Source organism: Mycolicibacterium aromaticivorans JS19b1 = JCM 16368, assembly GCF_000559085.1.
Taxonomy (GTDB): domain Bacteria; phylum Actinomycetota; class Actinomycetes; order Mycobacteriales; family Mycobacteriaceae; genus Mycobacterium; species Mycobacterium aromaticivorans.
In genome coordinates, this window is record NZ_JALN02000003.1 from 225,171 (window position 1) to 241,028 (window position 15,858).

Sequence of the window (15,858 nt, forward strand, 5' to 3'; positions counted from 1 at the left end):
GAGTCCGGAGATTTTCTGATTTGAGGACTCAGCCGGCGGCTGGCCTCGCTTGTTGAGCGTAGTAGGCAGCCTCAATCTCGGCTGGCGGGACGTCGCCGCAGTACTCGTAGAGCCGGCGGTGGTTGAACCAGTCGACCCAGCGCGCGGTCGCCAACTCGACGTCCTCGACGGTGCGCCAGGGCTTGCCCAGTTTGATCACCTCGGTCTTGTACAGCCCATTGATGGTCTCGGCGAGCGCGTTGTCATACGAGCTGCCGACCGCACCGACCGACGGTTGGATACCGGCTTCGGCGAGACGTTCCGTGAATCGGATCGACGTATACTGCGAGCCTCTATCCGTATGGTGGACAACATCTTTCAAATCGAGGACACCGTCTTGCTGACGCGTCCAGATGGCCTGCTCGATCGAGTCGAGCACCATCGTGGTCGCCATCGTCGACGCCACCCGCCAGCCCAGGATCCGCCGAGCGTAGGCATCGGTGACAAACGCGACGTAGGCGAACCCCGACCAGGTCGACACATAGGTCAGATCGGCCACCCAGAGCCGATTCGGTGCGACCGGACCGAAGCGCCGACCGACCAGATCGGCCGGACGCACTGCGGCCGGATCAGCGATCGTGGTCGGTTTGGCCTTACCACGTACCGCACCGGACAGGCCGAGTTCAGCCATCAGCCGCTCCACCGTGCAGCGGGCAACCCCGATGCCCTCGCGATTCAGTGCTAGCCACACCTTGCGCGCCCCGTACACGCGATAGTTCGCGGCGTGAACACGATTGACGTGGGCTTTGAGCTCCTCGTCGCGAATCTCGCGACGACTGGGCTCACGCTCGAGATGCTCGTAGTACGTCGACGGGGCGATCTGCACACCGAGCCGGACGAGCTCATCACAGATCGACTGGACACCCCACCGCAGACCATCAGGGCCCTCCCGGCGGCCCTGATGCTCAGCGATGAATCGACAGACTAGTGGTGTGGCCGGTCCAGCTCGGCCGCGAAGAAAGCCGACGCCGTCTTCAAGATCGCGTTGGCCCGCTTGAGCTCGGCGTTCTCCCGGCGCAGCTTCTTAAGCTCGGCGGACTCCTCGGTCGTAGTTCCCGCCCGGGCGCCGGCATCGACCTGGGCCTGGCGCACCCACTTGCGCACCGTCTCAGCCGTACCGATCCCTAGTAGCCGGGCGACTTCGCCCATCGCCGCCCACTCCGACTCGTGCTGATCGCTGATCTCAGCGACCATGCGCACCGCCCGCTCACGAAGCTCCGGCGGATACCGCCTCGACGAACCACCTGACATGACCCCATCCTTCCCAACAAATGGAGTCTCCGGACATGCCGGGGCGGTTCACTCTGTAGCCGCTGCCCGCGAAGCCGACTGCTTCCAGGCAGCGACCTTTCGTGCCGACCTTCACAACGAGATTGACTTGCTCAATGAACAATCCCAGGTGTTGAAGGCTGCTCTCGCGACATATGAGCGGCGCGGCGAACTCATTCAAGTCCGTCGAATCCAACGGGAGCTGCGGTCGGCCCTCAAAACGCGCCGCGAACTGATCGACATGATCAGCGCCCTTGATCAGAGATTCCCACAGACTGCCTCAGCCACGGACACGCGCTCCGCTCAAGGTTAGAGATGTGGTTGAGGCCTGACGGCGTGCTTGCCCGCGCAGACCAATGAGAGCGATTGACTTGGCCTTAGTAGTCCCACTGGCCGGGTCCCATCATGCCCGGCCCCATGCCGGGTCCCCACTGGCCGGGTCCCATCATTCCTGGACCCCACTGTCCAGGGTTGTACTGCCCAGGCCCCCACTGTCCAGCACCGTATTGTCCAGGTCCCCATTGTCCGGGACCCCAGCAGTCGGGATGCCAGATGCCGTCGGCGTCCCAACATCCCGGCGGGTCTAGCGGGTTGGGACCTTGGGCCGGATAGGGGCTCTCAGAGAAGGAGGCCGGCTCAGGTGCCGACATGTCACTTCCGGTGGTGCCCCCACTAGGCGCGGCCCATATCACCGATCCGGTAAGCGCGACGATTGCGGCACTGGTGATCGTCCATGGTGTGGTGTTGACCATGATCTTCACCCCTTCTCGTTCCATTTGAGGGTGTTGCGAGGAGTTACTTGGTTGGGCTGACATCCAGCTCGGCGTACATGCCGGTCCAGTAGTGACCGGCGAGGTTGCAGATCAACTCATAGCGTCCCGGCGTGAGGTTCACCGTGGTCCACCCGCTGGCCCCTGGGGCGATGCCGGGGTTGGTGGCGTTCTCGTCACCTTTGTCAGCACCGCAGGAGCGTGAGGCTTCACCAAGGCTGCCGGCCTCATCGACCTTGCCGTCCGGGCCGATGGCCCGCTGGCCGGGGTACTGGCCTTTCGCGAGAGGCAGGATGACCAATTCGTGGTTCAAGGCACCGGCATTGGTCACTCGAAAGGACACCTGTCCCGGCGGGACCGTGGCCGGATTGATGACGATGCGCATCATCCCGATCATGCCCATCGGCGCGCCTTGATAGCCGGTTTGGCCCGGCCCTATCATGCCGCTGGAACCCATCATCCCCGGCCCCATCATGCCGCCGGGACCCATCATGCCGTGCATATCGGTGAGGGTTACGTCGACAACGGTGCCCGGTAACGCAGGTGCGGAGCATGACGGGATCGCCGGAGAGCGTCCAGGTCCCATCATGCCGGGACCCATCATCATCCCCGTCCCTGGTTGTCCGGTGCCCATCATCCCTGGACCCATTCCGAAGCCGGGCTGATACGGCAGGCCCGCGGCTAGCTGGTTGTGCCGCATGGCTATTCCGATGCTCAGTGCCACTGCACAGCCGATGGCGACGACCAACGCACCGAGGGCGATAGCCAAGTCACGCGATCTGCGAAGAGTCTTCATGGCGGTCAACGGTGTTCGCGCAGCAGAGTCATGCGCTGCCGGAACTCGTCACCGTCGATCTCACCTCGCGCGAAACGGTCGGCTAGTCGGTCTTCGGCACGCATGCCCTCTGGGCCTGCACCGCTTCGATGGTGAAGGCTCGCACTGCCCGACAGGTAACGCGCGGCGAAGGTGATCGCCACCACTACGGCGACGACCAGCAGCACCATCAGCACACTCATCACGACGCCGCCCCAGCCCCAGCCGCTGTGCCAGCCATTGCCCCACCCGTATCCACACATCGTTGCCTCCCGACCGCCACGCCTGACCTACCTGCTTGGTGGGGTCAGCATGCGCGGGTCGCCGCGCTAGGCAGTAGGGCCGATAGTCCCTTTATCTACGGACTGCTATAACATCGCCAAATGGAGATGATGGCAGACCCGGTGGAACTACAGCGGGTCGAGCTGGCCCCGGCGGCGGCACTGTTTCGCTCCCTGGGAGACCCCACCCGCCTGGCCATTGTGCGCAGACTGGCCGCTGGCCCCGCGCGCGTCGTCGAGCTGGTGCAAGCGGTGGGGTTGGCTCAGTCCACCGTCTCCAAACACCTTGCCTGCCTGCGGGAGTGCGGTCTGGTGGACTCCGCGCCGGTCGGGCGGGCCTCGCTGTTTCGGCTCACGCAGCCCGCACTGATCGACGTACTGGCCTCGGCCCAGATCGTGCTGGACGCCACGGGCGAGGCCGTGGCCGTCTGCCCGACCTACGGCATCGACGGCTGCGCCAACGAAACGCCATGACCAACATCAGCGGCGCACCCACGGACGCTGAAATCACGCGGCTCACCCGCAAGGCCCTACGCCTAGCGCGATTCACCATCGCCTACAATGTCGCCGAAGGCGTCATCGCTGTAACAGCCGGACTGGTCGCTGGACTCATATCGGTCATCGGATTCGGATTCGACTCGGCCATCGAGTCCCTCACCGCGATCTTGGTCGCCCTGCGCCTGTCCGCCCGCCTGCGCCACGGGGTCGCTGATGAACGTAAAGAACGTCAAACCCTGCGGCTCGTCGCCATCTCGTTCTTCATCCTCGCCGCCTACGTCACCATGGAAGGCATCCGCAACATCACGACCGGCGAGAGGCCACACAGCTCCCCACTGGCGCTTATCCTGCTTGTGGCATCGCTCATCGTGATGCCCGTCTTGGCGGCAGCGAAAAAGCGCATCGGGCTAGCCCTGCACGACAACCTCGTCCTGGCTGACGCCGCCCAGACCAAAATCTGCGTACTGCTCAGCATTTCCACCCTGCTCGGCGTGGGCCTATTCGAACTCACCGGAGCCGCGTGGCTCGATCCGGCAGCTGGGTTCGTCATCGCTGCCTTCGCCATCCACGAAGGCCGCGAAGCGTGGCACGGCGAACTGGTCTGCGACGACGACTAACCCTGTCACATCGACAACTACCGCAGTGCGCCACTATCGACGATTCACCGCCAGCACAAACGCGAGAGGCGCAGCCAGTGGACTGGACGCTAACTGGAAAGGCTGCGTCGATATTCGCCGTCACCAACATCGACGGGACTGTGGATCTAACGGTGTTTCCGGCACTGACACGCTGAGTGATGCTCGGCGAGAAAGGTGCCGTGATGACGACACTGGACGATGTGGCGAAGAAGAAGGCGGCTGAGCAGTCCGAAGGCCAGAAGGCTGCGGTCGAACTGGTCCGATTGGCCCAGGAGCAGGGCTTGTCGCTGACCGGGCCCGACGGGCTGCTCAAGCAGTTGACCAAGACGGTCCTCGAGACCGCGCTCAATGAGGAGATGACCGAGCACCTCGGCTATGAGAAACACGACCCGCCCGAGACGGGGTCGGGCAACATCCGCAACGGCACCCGCACCAAGACGGTGCTGACCGACACCACCGGCCCGGTCGAACTTGACGTGCCGCGCGATCGGGCATCGACCTTCGAGCCTCAGATCGTCAAGAAACGCCAACGTCGCCTGAACGGCGTGGACGAGGTCGTGCTGTCGCTGTACGCGAAGGGCTTGACCACCGGTGAGATCTCGGCGCACTTCGCCGAGATCTACGGGGCGTCGGTATCCAAAGAGACGATCAGCCGCATCACCGACAAGGTGCTTGAGGAGATGAACGACTGGTCGGTGCGACCGCTGGATGAAACCTACGCCGCGATCTTCATCGACGCGATCGTGGTCAAGGTCCGCGACGGCCAAGTCGCCAACCGGCCGTTCTACGCTGCCATCGGGGTCACCCTGGCCGGGGAACGCGACATCCTCGGCTTGTGGGCCGGCACCGGCGGGGAGGGCGCCAAGTTCTGGATGAGCGTGCTCACCGACCTACGCAACCGCGGCATCAAGGACACCTTCTTCGTCGTCTGCGACGGGCTCAAGGGACTGCCCGAGGTGGTGGGCAATGTGTGGCCGCAGGCGATCGTGCAGACGTGCATCATTCATCTGCTGCGCAACACTTTTCGGCTCACGTCCCGCAAGTACTGGGACGAGATCAAGGGCGACGTCAAGCCGATCTACACTGCGGTCAACGCGACCGCGGCTCGGGCGGCGTTCGACGAGCTGGCCGAGAAATGGGGGCAGCGCTACCCGGCAGTGATCCGGCTCTGGGACAACGCCTGGGCGGAGTTCATTCCGTTCCTGGACTACGACGTGGAGATCCGGCGAGTGATCTGCTCGACGAACGCGATCGAGTCGCTCAACGCCCGCTACCGCCGCGCGATCAAGGCCCGCGGACACTTCCCCTCCGAGCAGGCGGCGCTCAAGTGCCTGTATCTGGTGACCCGATCACTGGACCCGACCGGTGTCGGCAGGGCACGATGGACGATGCGGTGGAAACCTGCCCTCAATGCGTTCGCGATCACCTTCGCCGACCGATTCCCGGCAGCCGAAACCTACTGATGAAAAACGCCGGAAACACCGTTAGCGAGATAGACCCACATCGACGACATAGTCGTGTTGGCGGTGTTCTTTGGCCAAGCAGGGCCGTCACGCGCAGCGGCAATTCGAGTCGTGTTGGGACAGTACGTCGGCTTCGCTGCGATCCTCGCCGTTTCCGTGGCCGGCGCACTAGGGGCTGAGCTTCTGCCAAGAGCAGCGATTCCGTATCTCGGGCTGCTTCCATTGCTGCTGGGGGTCCGTGCCGCATGGAAACTATGGCGTGAGCACGGCGAAGAGGACAACCCAAGGGACGCTTCGCCGACCGACAAGGCTGGCGTCATGCAAATCGCCACCGTCACCTTCGCCAACGGCGGCGACAACATAGGCGTCTACGTGCCAGTGTTCTCGGTGACAAGTTTCAGCGGCATGACTGGTTACGTCAGTGTCTTCTTGATTGGAGTGGCGTTCTGGTGCCTGGCCGGCTGGTACTTCGCTAGACACCCCGCTGTCGCACGGATACTCACCCGCTGGGGCCATTTCATTCTGCCGGTCGTGCTCATCGGCATAGGCCTGGTGATTCTCATCGAAGGAGGCGCATTCGGTCTGTGAGGGGGTGGAGGGTGGCCCCTCTGCGCAGCCATGTCACGCCTCGTACGGCCAGCGTCTTCTCTCTCTCCGGCGCGTGTGCGTCCGCAATCCGTCCGCAGTAGCTTCTGTGACGCTCTCAATTCGTCAACGTCGCCAACCCGTTGAACTGCTATTTCTAACGTTCCCAACGCGCCCGACGGTGACAAACCTCCAAGTCGTCTCGTTCGCATCGAGAAGGTCATAGTCCGGTCCGGAATGGTGGCGGCGGCTGGTCTGGCCTTTGCCTTCCGGACACCACCGCCGCCGACGACGAGAAGAAGATGTCCGGTCTCAGTCATGTTGTCATCCGCCATCAGGGATAGTGTCAAGTCGACTGAGACAATCGCGGTCCTGTCGGTCTCAATGAAGTTGTCCTTAAGTTCGTAGGTGCAGTTACTGCGTGTTGTTACGTTGTGCTGTGACCCGAGTGGGTCGGGTGAGGCTGTGATTGTTGTTGCCGGCCTTTGGTGCGGCTTGAAATGACTGGCCGCCCGGCCTGCTTGGACTTCCTCGGGCTGCTGATTGAGATCTGCGATGTGATCGCTTGTTTAAGGAAACGCTGGCGGGGTTGTCCGTGTGGTTTGTGTTGGCAGACAAGTGAGGTTCCCCCGGGAGCGTGGAGGCATCCACAATAGGGGTCGAGATGCCAGAGAAACGCAAGAAGTACGACCGGGCGTTCCGTGAGGGCGCGGTGCGGATCGTGCACGAGACAGGGAAGCCGATCGCGGCGATCGCGCGGGAGCTCGGGGTCAACGAGGGCACCCTCGGGAACTGGGTGACCCGGGACCGCGAGGCCCGGGAGGGGCGCGGGGAGTTGACCCGCGATGACATGGACGAGCTCAAGCGCCTGCGCAGCGAGAACGCCGAGCTGCGGATGGAGCGCGATGTCCTCAAGCGATCCGTGGTCCTGTGGGTGAAGGAGGCGACGAAGTGAGCGTGGCACGCTTTGTCGCTGACCAGAGGACCAAATACCGAGTGCCCCATACGTTTACCTGTGCGCTGCTGGGAATCAGTGTGTCGTGGTTCTACAAGTGGCTGGCCCGCGCCGGCGACCCTGATGGGGTGCACACCGACTCTGATCGGCGACGCGCCGCCCTCGACGAGGCGGTCCACACGGCCTTCAACACAGCCAAGGGGTTGCATGGTTCGCCGCGGCTGGCGGCCGATCTGCGCGATCTGGGCTGGACGGTGTCGGAGAAGACGGTGGCCGACTCGATGCGCCGTCAGCACCTGGTGGCACGTAAGAAGCGGCGCCGAGGAGGCTGCACTCGGACTGACAAGACCGCACCGAAGTTCCCCGACCTGCTCAAACGCAACTTCACCGCCGCTAGGCCGAACCAGAAATGGGTAGGCGATATGACCGAGATCCCGACTGCTTCCGGGAAGCTGTATCTGGCCACGGTGATCGATTTGTACAGCCGGCGGTTGCTCGGGGCGGCCACCAGTACCCGCGCGGATGCCGGGTTGGCGTGTGCGGCCGTCCAGATGGCCGTGGCCACCCGGGGAGGCCCGCAGGCCATCTGGCGCGACGAGGAGGCCCAGCGGGTCATCTTCCACACCGACCGTGGCGCCACCTACACCGCCAAGGCGTTTCGGCGGCTGTGTGCCACACTCGGGATCCGGCAGTCGATGGGACGAGTGGGATCGTGTTTCGACAACGCCGCCGCCGAAGCGTTCTTCTCCTCGCTGGAGTGGGAAGTCCTGTCCCGCAACACATTCAGTGATACCATCCAAGCGCGGGCCGTCGTCATCGACTGGTGCTACACGTTCTACAACCACCAACGCCGACACAGCGCCGCCGACGGGCTCTCACCCGTCAACTACGAGATCAGGGAACAACAACCGAAGCCGCAAGCGGCTTAAGAAACCCTCCACGATCTCGGGGGAACCACACAAGCGAAAAGGATTGCGATGGCGACAGACCGGTTGTGGGCTGGTGTGGATGTCGGCAAGGAGCAGCATTGGGTGTGCGTGGTCGACGGCAGCGGGGCAGTGGTGCTGTCCCGCAAGCTGTCCAATGATGAGGATCCGATCCGTGCCCTGGTCGCAGAGATCGATGCTTTGGCTGATCAGGTGTGCTGGACAGTGGATCTGAGCACGGTCTATGCCGCGTTGCTGTTGACGGTGCTTGCCGATGCCGGCAAGACGGTTCGGTACTTGGCTGGCCGCGCGGTGTGGCAGGCATCGGGGACCTACCGTGGCGGGGAAGCCAAGACCGACGCCAAAGACGCCCGGGTCATCGCCGATCAATCTCGGATGCGCGGGCAGGATCTACCGGTATTGCATCCTGACGACGACCTGATTGCCGAACTGCGGATGTTGACCGCGCACCGCGCTGATCTGGTGGCCGATCGCACACGCACGATCAACCGGCTTCACCAACAGCTGGTCGCTCTATGTCCGGCGCTCGAACGCGTCGCCCAACTCCGCTCAGACCGAGGCTGGGTCGTGCTGCTGGCGCGCTATCAGAGGCCCAAAGCCATTCGGCAAAGCGGTGTTTCACGCCTGAGCCGGATGCTAACCGATGCAGGTGTTCGAAACGCAGCCATGATCGCCTCGGCTGCGGTGGCTGCTGCCAAGACGCAAATGGTCCGACTGCCCGGTGAAGGCGTGGCCGCCGGGCTGGTCGCCGACCTGGCGAAGGAGGTGATCGCCCTCGATGAGCGCATCAAGACCACCGACGCCGACATCGAGGACCGATTTCGCCGCCATCCGCTCGCCGAAGTGATCACCAGCATGCCCGGTATGGGATTCCGTCTGGGCGCGGAATTCCTGGCCGCGGTCGGTGATCCCGCTTTGATCGGCTCGGCCGACCAACTGGCCGCCTGGGCCGGGCTGGCGCCGGTGTCGCGAGACTCCGGTAAACGCACCGGACGACTACACACCCCGCACCGATACAGCCGTCGGTTGCGGCGCGTGATGTACATGTCGGCGTTGACCGCAGCCCGCTGCGACCCCGACTCGCGGGCCTACTACCAGCGCAAACGACAACAAGGAAAACGGCCGATCCCGGCCACGATCTGCCTCGCTCGCCGCCGCACCAACGTGCTCTACGCACTCATCCGAGACAACCGCAGCTGGCAACCAGAATCACCCCAAATCGCGCCTACGGCAGCTTGACACAGACATTGAGAGTCATTTCCGTAATGGCCAAGCTCAGTGCACCGGAATCGGAATTCATTCTTCCGCGCGAGTTGAGCGATCGGACGTATCAACCGAACGTGGGCGCTGTCAGCCCGCATCTTTGTCGGTATCGAGCAACGACAGCTGATGGGCCTTGCCCCATGTAGTGGACACGGGATTTGTGGTTATGCGGCTTCGGGCAGCGTAGCCGGTGTCAGGTTCCTTTCGTAGGTCGCGGGGCTGGAATGACGGCAGTAGGAGTGCCGTCGTGTGGTGTTGTAGCGGGCCAGCCACCGAAAGACCTCACGGCGGCAGATCGCCGCGTCCGGCCAGCAGGCACGGTCTTGCAGAATCTCGCGCTTGAGGGCGGCGTTGAACGATTCGGCCAACGCGTTATCGGCACTTGACCCCACCGCACCCATCGACTGGACGACCCCCAGATCGCGGCAGAGATTCGCGAAATCCCGTGAGGTGTACTGACTTCCATGATCTGCATGGAATATTGCACCAGCCAGTGAACCCCGCAGTGCAGCAGCGGCTTTGAGCGCATCGATGACCAGTTCGGTGCGCATGTGATCGGCGATCGCCCACCCGGCGACCCGCCGTGAACAGCAGTCGATCACGGTGGCCAGGTACAGGTTGGCGCCGGTCGCCAATGGCAAGTAGGTGATGTCGCCGACGTAACGGGTGTTGACCTGCGCGGCGGTGAAATCGCGTTTGAGCAGGTCGGGGACCTTCTGGTTCGCCGGGTCCGCCACGGTCGTCTTGACCCGACGTCGGCGTCGATAACCGGCGATCCCGGCGCCGCGCATCACCCGAGCCACCCGCTTGTGGTTGACCCGCTGCCCCTCGGGCGCACCGTCGTTGAGCTCGGCGGTGATCCGCGGCGCCCCGTAGGTGTTGTCCTCGTCGTGGACGGCGCGGATACGCTCGGCCAGCGCCTCGTCAGCAGCCCGACGGGCCGCTCGTCCGTCAGCACCGGCCAACCACGCGTAGAACGACGAACGCGCAACCTCGACGACTGCGCAGAGCCACTTCACCTCGAAGGCGTGCAGGTGGTCGGCGACAAACTGAAAGCGGCTCACCAGTTCGTCTCCCCGGCGAAATATTTGGCCGCCGACCGCAAGATGTCACGCTCGGTGGACAACCGCGCCTCGGTGGCGCGTAACGCCTTGACCTCACTGCGGAGGCGGGCCAGCTCCTGCTCAGGGCTCTCGGCCCCTAGCACAGGCTCGGCCACTACGACACCGCGGCGGTGCCGAATCGGCACCCCGGCCGACTTGCACCACGCCGAGAGCGTGGCCTCGCTGACACCGAGCTCGGCAGCGATCTGGGCGATCGTCGCGCCCTCGGTGTCCCGGTAGAGCGCGACCGCGTCACGCTTGAACTCATCGGGGTAATTTTTCCTTGCCATCGGGTTGGATCATCTCGCTTCCCCCAGCACATTCCTGGGATTGAGCGTGTCCAACACACGGGGTCAAGTCCCGATCGGGGTTGCGCGCCCAATAGATCGGCGTCCCTGGTCCGCTGCGATCGGTGCGGCGTCTTGACAGCTCGTCGATGCTGAATCCGAATTCGTCGCCGAACAAGACCGCCACGCGCACGATCATGTCGACCTCCGCTTCCACCCGCACGCGATTGAGAATGTCGGGATCGCTGATCTACCAAGCTGGCTCGACATCCGTCCCGTTGTCGAGTACGGCCTGGAAAGTGACGGATTGGCCGATGTCGTATTCGACGAGTGTTAGTCCATCGGGGCCAGTCCGCGTGTTGACGGCTTGGAGGAGCCCCGTCCAGTCGCACTCAACAAGCTCGCATTCGTGGACCGCCAGCCAAAGCCCAGGTCTTCGAACTGCGGTTCCAGATCCGCTTGAAAGATTGACATCTGAGCCGCTGCCCTACATATTTCTTGTGTTGGCGATGATGTAGTCACAGAGTTGTCGGTGCTTGACATCATTCGGCTCTGTCGAGGTCAGAAAGGCCATGTCGCTGGGCCCGTCAACCACCGCGTAATGCAAGGGGTTCACCCGCCGCGGTCACCTTCGGTCACGATCAACCCGCCTCCCTGGGTAGTTCGAAGCTGTGGCTCCTATCCCTGACTCGACGCCGAGCTGAGCGTCTAGTCAGCGGGCGGCTTCTTCGGCTCGTGATCCGGAATTGCCATGCTGGTGGACTCCGATTCGCTGAGTGTCGTACGGGCTCGTCGCCGCCGCCACGCTTGCCATAGTGCGATGGCGCCACCCAATGCGAGGCCGGCGCCACCTGCTGCGAGGATCGATGTCTTGGTGTCGGAGCCGGCCGCCGCCGGTGATTGTGGGGCAGAAGTAGTTGTCGGCGCGGCGCCGGACGTCGTGATCGGAGGTTGTGACCCAGCGGGAGGGCCGGCAATCGTGAATGTGTAGGAACCAGAAACCGGGTGCCCATCTGCTGAGACCACGCGGTAGCCAACGGTGTAAACGCCGCTCGTGGGGCGATCTGACCCGACGGTTGCGGAAATACGGGGCCCCTCGACTCGGGGCGGTCCAACTATCCAATTGCGACCGTCTGCGCTGTTGACGACGACGGTTGCGAACGTTGGTTTGATGTCTTCGTTGAAGGTCAAGGTGATGACGCTCGGAGGCGTCGACACTGTGCTATCAGCGGAAGGGTCGGAGCTCACCAGCCCGGTGTGGGCCGAGGCAATCCCATTGCCTAGCCACCAAAGGGTCAGCGCCATCACGGTTGTGGCGAACGTGCGCATCAATTTTCACCGTCCTGTTCTTGCTCGCGCCGGCTGGCTGTTGGCGGCGCGCTCCGAGTGTATGTTTCGACGTGTTGGGGATGGCGGGGCGGCCGTCGTGCACAGCTGTAGCACTCATCTGCTGCCCATGGTGCCGCGGCCATTCGGCCTAAATACGGCTGAAGGATTCAAAAATATTGGGGAAGTGAACCTTTCGCTTTGCGTTCGAGCCCGCCAAGAATCTATCGCCACGCCCTGTTTGAGTGTCGCGGCGGGGGATGAGTTCATGGAAGCCGGTTGGTCGGCGCTACAGCGCGGCATTACCGGCACTCCATTGGTCCCACGGAACATTCCAGTCGCCGAGCCCGTCGGTCCCTGGCAACGTCGGTCCCACGGTGTTGATGACTTCGACGACATCGCCACGTTTTGTCGTGTCGTAGAACCATTTCGCGTTTTCTGGGCTGACGTTGAGGCAGCCGTGACTGACGTTATTTCGTCCCTGGCTTCCGACGGACCACGGTGCGGAGTGAACGTAGATTCCGCTATAGGACATCTGAGTGGCCCAGTTTACTTCTGTCCGGTACCCGTCCGGTGAGTTGACCGGTACCCCATAGGTCGAGGAATCCATGACGAGCGTGGGGGTACCGATCACCGATGATGTAAGTTCCGTTGTCAGTCGGGGTCTTGTTCTTGCCCATTGAGATGGGCATCGTCTTGACCACGGAAACCATTCACGCGCACGGTCATCGTCTTGGTGGCGTCGTCGGCAGTCGCAATGACCTCGTCGCCGATCGTGAAGCGAGTCGAGACGTCGTCCTGTCCAAATAGGCCGCCGCCGAATCGGCGCCGTACGCTTTGACCTGGACGCTGACTGTGGTTCCGGGTTTCCAGTATTGCGCTGGGCGCCAGCGTACTTCGCGGTCGTTCAGCCAGTAGAAGGCTCCGTCGATTGGAGGGTTTGTCGTGATACTGATCGACCGCTGGGCGGCGAGTCGATCAGAAATGTTTTCGTCGAACCGCACTGCGATCGGCTGGCCGACTCCCACAACACTTCCGTCGTTTGGCGACACGTAGGGCATCGTGAGGTTCTGCGGTGAATGTGTCTGGAAGGTGGCGGTTTTCTGTGCACACCGCTGAGACCCAGCGCCTCAGCGTTCAAGGTGTACGTCCGGTTGTATCCCAGCGGTTCCGTGGATCGCCAGGTCACACCATCGGAGCTCAGTTCGCCGTTCACGACGCGGCCTCGGTCGTTGATCAACGCAACCGGCCCGAGGACGCCGCTCGCTGCGCTGACCGTTATGGGCGACTCGACTGAAACGCCAACTGCACCTTCGCTGACCGACATTTTTAGGCTCGGAACGAGCAGATCGCTGTAGGGGGTGCCTTTTTCCACGATTGCGCCGAGTTGTGATGGCGTAGAGGCGCCGGGACCGCAGGCGCTCACCCCGACGATGGCGGTGATGCCCACTGCCAGCACGAGCCGCGCTGTCCGCCACATGTCTCTGGCGTCGCGTAATAGCTGCGGCGCGGATCGCGTCATGTAATCCATCCTGCCGGTTGCCGTACGTGTTGCCACCCCCATCTTACGTATCAACTACGTAAGAGGTGGGTGGCAGGCTGCCTTCCCGAGATGGCGGTGGTATTGCGTTGCCGGCTCGCGATGGCACGCTTCGCGTGGGTGCTTTGCTTCGAACCGACGCGCTGGTGATACCGATTGTTACTCAAGTGATACGACGGGCCGGTGTGAACCCTCGATGTCCGCTGTTACGGTTCGTCAAATACGTAGCAACTAAGTACTGCGTATGACCGTAACACCGCTCGGGTGATGCGGAGATCCGCCTAAACGGCGGACAGTGGCGACGGCGCAATGGCGCGGGTGTCTGTCTAGCGGCAAGGACGGTGAAGATCAATGTTCTACCGGCGAATCGGACGTGTGCTTTGCCTCCTGCTGGCTGTGATCGCTCTGCAAGCCACAGCCTCGGCCGAAGCGAATCCCGGGATCGACACCTGGGATCCCTTACTTCCCCGAGTCGCCAGTGCAGGCGCGCCCGGCGACCCGCTTGCTGTCGCGAACGCATCCCTTCGGGCCGGCACGCTGGCCGCCCAGACAACGATGGACCTCGGTCGGGCGTTCCTTCAGAGCTTGGGGCTAGCGAGTTCCGACGTTGCCGCGCCCTGGCCTGAACCGTGTCTCTGGAGCACAAGCGATCGAATACGTCATCCGTCGCGCTGGTAGCCAAATCGGAGTTCCTTATTCGTGGGGTGGAGGCAACCTGACCGGTCCTAGCGCCGGGATTGATTCCGGCGCCAACACGATCGGCTTCGACTGCTCAGGCCTCACCCGATATGCCTATGCGGGTGTGGGCATTTGCTCCCGCGGTGGTCGGGTGACCAGTACAAACGCTGGCCGCAAAGTTCCTCCGTCGCAGGCAAAAAGAGGCGACCTGTTGTTTTGGGGTCCGGGAGGTAGTCAGCATGAAGCGATCTACCTCGGCGGCGGACAGATGCTTGAGGCTCAACAGACAGGCGTGCCGGTCAAAGTCTCCCCAGTAAGGATGGCGGGGATGACGCCCTATGTTGCTCGGGTCATTGAAGGGTGATCGGCACGGCGTGCGCTACCGCTGCAGCGCCTGATCGATCGCGCTCGACAAGTCGGAGTAGCTCTTGTACTTCAAGCGCTTGCCGTCCAGGAACATGGTTGGCGTTCCGTCGACGCCAAGTGCTTTGCCGTCGGCAACGTCTTGATTGATTCGCGCGACAGTGGCGGGATCGTTGTAGGCTGCATCGAATTTCGTCATATCGAGGCCTAGTTCGGTGGCAAAACCCCGGAATGTCGCGTCTGCTGGCGTCTTCTGTTCTCCCCCCATTGGCTTTGCGTCTCATACATCTTCTTGTACATCGGCTCGAATTTGCCTTGCTGGGCTGCTGATTCGACTGCGCGAGCGGCTCGTTCGGCGTTGAAGTGGGCTGGGATCGGGAAGTAGCGGACAACGAAGTTGACCCGGTCCCCGTACTGCGACCGCAGCTGCTCGACGAGCGGGAACGCTGCCCGGCATGCTTCCATTCGAAATCGAGGAACTCCACAAAAGTGACGTCGCTGCTCGGAACTGTATTGAGGCGATGACTGTTATCGCGAACCAACTGACCGGCATCCCCGGACTGAGCCTCCGCCACCGCGGGGCCTGCCGGTCGCGAACCGAGAGGTAGACCCCGACCCCGAGGATGACGGTGATGACCGTGAAAGTAGTCAGCAGAATTCGTGTAAGAGGAGCCATGGGGTTTGTCTTTCACCTACGTAGCCGGGCCTTGCACCCCTCACGACAACGACGGTCTGCGAGAGATGCTCAATTGGGGATCGTGCTACGACTATATACGTAGTAAGGCCGTAGGTGGCTCACATCGACTCGAAGCAGATGTGGGGACGGAGGCGCGACCTGGCAGGCAGGGTGAGTCAATAGCCACTTCCTCGGCCGCCGATCGCGGGCTCTTCTCATATCAACATCCGTTAGTGTGTTGTGGTGACTGATCAGCCGATCGACAGCTGCGATCTCCTCTGTCTCGATCTCCCGCACGCCGAAGCCATTCGCGCCACGCTGCCACCCCCGCCGCGGATCGAGGCCGCCGCGGCCGCCGCTCGG

General features: G+C 62.9%; 17 protein-coding genes and 3 pseudogenes. 10 read left to right on the forward strand and 10 right to left on the reverse strand.

Features of this window, described 5'->3' with window-relative positions; translation table 11 throughout:
• Window positions 1-28 precede the first annotated feature (28 nt).
• Window positions 29-1,290, reverse strand: a protein-coding gene (locus tag Y900_RS29430; RefSeq protein WP_096311544.1) for an IS3 family transposase whose coding sequence is annotated in 2 segments (ribosomal slippage) — window positions 29-1,002 and window positions 1,002-1,290 — 1,263 coding nt in all. Because the reading frame shifts where the segments join, the coding sequence is not laid out codon by codon here.
• Window positions 1,291-1,956: 666 nt separating this feature from the next.
• Between Y900_RS29430 and Y900_RS33545 the strand changes: the two genes are divergently transcribed.
• On the forward strand, window positions 1,957-2,088 hold the full coding sequence (locus tag Y900_RS33545) for a hypothetical protein (RefSeq protein WP_262871813.1): 132 nt from the start codon (window positions 1,957-1,959) through the stop codon (window positions 2,086-2,088).
• A gap of 15 nt (window positions 2,089-2,103) precedes the next feature.
• Here the strand turns inward: Y900_RS33545 and Y900_RS29445 are convergent, their stop codons facing one another.
• Window positions 2,104-2,874: a sulfocyanin-like copper-binding protein gene (locus tag Y900_RS29445; protein WP_036349457.1), complete on the reverse strand. Its 771-nt coding sequence runs from the start codon at window positions 2,872-2,874 to the stop codon at window positions 2,104-2,106.
• 5 nt (window positions 2,875-2,879) lie between these two features.
• A complete protein-coding gene (locus Y900_RS29450) occupies window positions 2,880-3,155 on the reverse strand; it encodes an SHOCT domain-containing protein (RefSeq protein ID WP_036349462.1) in 276 nt (91 codons plus the stop codon).
• 120 nt (window positions 3,156-3,275) lie between these two features.
• On the opposite strand from Y900_RS29450, the gene Y900_RS29455 reads away from it, so the two are divergent.
• From Y900_RS29455 to Y900_RS29485, 7 genes are all read left to right on the forward strand, one after another.
• Window positions 3,276-3,647, forward strand: a complete 372-nt coding sequence (locus tag Y900_RS29455; protein ID WP_192827630.1) for an ArsR/SmtB family transcription factor — start codon at window positions 3,276-3,278, stop codon at window positions 3,645-3,647.
• A complete protein-coding gene (locus tag Y900_RS29460; RefSeq protein WP_036349152.1) occupies window positions 3,644-4,288 on the forward strand; it encodes a cation efflux transmembrane domain-containing protein in 645 nt (214 codons plus the stop codon). The genes Y900_RS29455 and Y900_RS29460 overlap by 4 nt, the downstream gene beginning before the upstream one ends.
• A 203-nt stretch (window positions 4,289-4,491) precedes the next feature.
• Window positions 4,492-5,772 carry an IS256 family transposase gene (locus Y900_RS29465; RefSeq protein WP_036348825.1) on the forward strand — a complete coding sequence of 427 codons (1,281 nt, stop codon included), beginning with the start codon at window positions 4,492-4,494 and terminating at the stop codon, window positions 5,770-5,772.
• Between the two features lie 39 nt (window positions 5,773-5,811).
• Window positions 5,812-6,360: a cadmium resistance transporter gene (locus tag Y900_RS29470; protein WP_036349154.1), complete on the forward strand. Its 549-nt coding sequence runs from the start codon at window positions 5,812-5,814 to the stop codon at window positions 6,358-6,360.
• A 661-nt stretch (window positions 6,361-7,021) separates the two neighbouring features.
• A complete protein-coding gene (locus tag Y900_RS29475; RefSeq protein WP_036349654.1) occupies window positions 7,022-7,312 on the forward strand; it encodes a transposase in 291 nt (96 codons plus the stop codon).
• Window positions 7,309-8,241: an IS3 family transposase gene (locus Y900_RS29480; RefSeq protein ID WP_036349463.1), complete on the forward strand. Its 933-nt coding sequence runs from the start codon at window positions 7,309-7,311 to the stop codon at window positions 8,239-8,241. The genes Y900_RS29475 and Y900_RS29480 overlap by 4 nt, the downstream gene beginning before the upstream one ends.
• A 48-nt stretch (window positions 8,242-8,289) precedes the next feature.
• On the forward strand, window positions 8,290-9,498 hold the full coding sequence (locus tag Y900_RS29485) for an IS110 family RNA-guided transposase (RefSeq protein ID WP_036345255.1): 1,209 nt from the start codon (window positions 8,290-8,292) through the stop codon (window positions 9,496-9,498).
• A 188-nt stretch (window positions 9,499-9,686) separates the two neighbouring features.
• On the opposite strand, the gene Y900_RS29490 is transcribed toward Y900_RS29485, so the two are convergent.
• The 6 genes and pseudogenes from Y900_RS29490 to Y900_RS33645 all read right to left on the reverse strand — a co-directional run.
• Window positions 9,687-10,915 (reverse strand): IS3 family transposase gene (locus Y900_RS29490; RefSeq protein WP_085977995.1). Its coding sequence is split into 2 segments (ribosomal slippage): window positions 9,687-10,603 and window positions 10,603-10,915, totalling 1,230 coding nucleotides; the frame shifts between segments, so codons are not numbered across the junction.
• Complete coding sequence (locus Y900_RS32845; protein WP_192827624.1) at window positions 10,890-11,135, reverse strand: hypothetical protein; 246 nt, start codon at window positions 11,133-11,135, stop codon at window positions 10,890-10,892. The genes Y900_RS29490 and Y900_RS32845 overlap by 26 nt, the downstream gene beginning before the upstream one ends.
• Before the next feature lie 485 nt (window positions 11,136-11,620).
• Window positions 11,621-12,241 (reverse strand): copper resistance protein CopC, encoded by a 621-nt coding sequence (locus tag Y900_RS31505; RefSeq protein WP_081845432.1) that lies wholly within the window; start codon window positions 12,239-12,241, stop codon window positions 11,621-11,623.
• Between the two features lie 286 nt (window positions 12,242-12,527).
• Window positions 12,528-13,061 (reverse strand): L,D-transpeptidase, encoded by a 534-nt coding sequence (locus Y900_RS33870; protein WP_420329857.1) that lies wholly within the window; start codon window positions 13,059-13,061, stop codon window positions 12,528-12,530.
• Entirely contained in the window at window positions 12,964-13,299 is a 336-nt protein-coding gene (locus Y900_RS33640) for an Ig-like domain-containing protein (protein WP_337588800.1), read from the reverse strand. The genes Y900_RS33870 and Y900_RS33640 overlap by 98 nt, the downstream gene beginning before the upstream one ends.
• Window positions 13,300-13,364: 65 nt before the next feature.
• Window positions 13,365-13,802, reverse strand: a pseudogene (locus Y900_RS33645) (Ig-like domain-containing protein); the annotation flags it as partial.
• Window positions 13,803-14,385: 583 nt separating this feature from the next.
• On the opposite strand from Y900_RS33645, the gene Y900_RS33360 reads away from it, so the two are divergent.
• Entirely contained in the window at window positions 14,386-14,820 is a 435-nt protein-coding gene (locus tag Y900_RS33360; RefSeq protein ID WP_237752814.1) for an NlpC/P60 family protein, read from the forward strand.
• Window positions 14,821-14,835: 15 nt separating this feature from the next.
• On the opposite strand, the pseudogene Y900_RS29505 reads toward Y900_RS33360, so the two are convergent.
• Window positions 14,836-15,495: pseudogene (locus Y900_RS29505) on the reverse strand (DsbA family protein).
• A gap of 243 nt (window positions 15,496-15,738) precedes the next feature.
• On the opposite strand from Y900_RS29505, the pseudogene Y900_RS33875 reads away from it, so the two are divergent.
• Window positions 15,739-15,858, forward strand: a pseudogene (locus Y900_RS33875) (transcriptional regulator); the annotation flags it as partial.

Excerpts from the sequence above, each read along its gene's own strand:
- Y900_RS33545 (WP_262871813.1), top strand. The coding sequence starts at position 1,957 with ATGTCACTTCCGGTGGTGCCCCCACTAGGCGCGGCCCATATCACCGAT.
- Y900_RS29450 (WP_036349462.1), bottom strand. The coding sequence starts at position 3,155 with ATGTGTGGATACGGGTGGGGCAATGGCTGGCACAGCGGCTGGGGCTGG.
- Y900_RS29445 (WP_036349457.1), bottom strand. The coding sequence starts at position 2,874 with ATGAAGACTCTTCGCAGATCGCGTGACTTGGCTATCGCCCTCGGTGCG.
- Y900_RS33640 (WP_337588800.1), bottom strand. The coding sequence starts at position 13,299 with ATGCCCTACGTGTCGCCAAACGACGGAAGTGTTGTGGGAGTCGGCCAG.
- Y900_RS29465 (WP_036348825.1), top strand. The coding sequence starts at position 4,492 with ATGACGACACTGGACGATGTGGCGAAGAAGAAGGCGGCTGAGCAGTCC.
- Y900_RS29475 (WP_036349654.1), top strand. The coding sequence starts at position 7,022 with ATGCCAGAGAAACGCAAGAAGTACGACCGGGCGTTCCGTGAGGGCGCG.
- Y900_RS31505 (WP_081845432.1), bottom strand. The coding sequence starts at position 12,241 with ATGCGCACGTTCGCCACAACCGTGATGGCGCTGACCCTTTGGTGGCTA.
- Y900_RS29455 (WP_192827630.1), top strand. The coding sequence starts at position 3,276 with ATGGAGATGATGGCAGACCCGGTGGAACTACAGCGGGTCGAGCTGGCC.
- Y900_RS29485 (WP_036345255.1), top strand. The coding sequence starts at position 8,290 with ATGGCGACAGACCGGTTGTGGGCTGGTGTGGATGTCGGCAAGGAGCAG.
- Y900_RS29460 (WP_036349152.1), top strand. The coding sequence starts at position 3,644 with ATGACCAACATCAGCGGCGCACCCACGGACGCTGAAATCACGCGGCTC.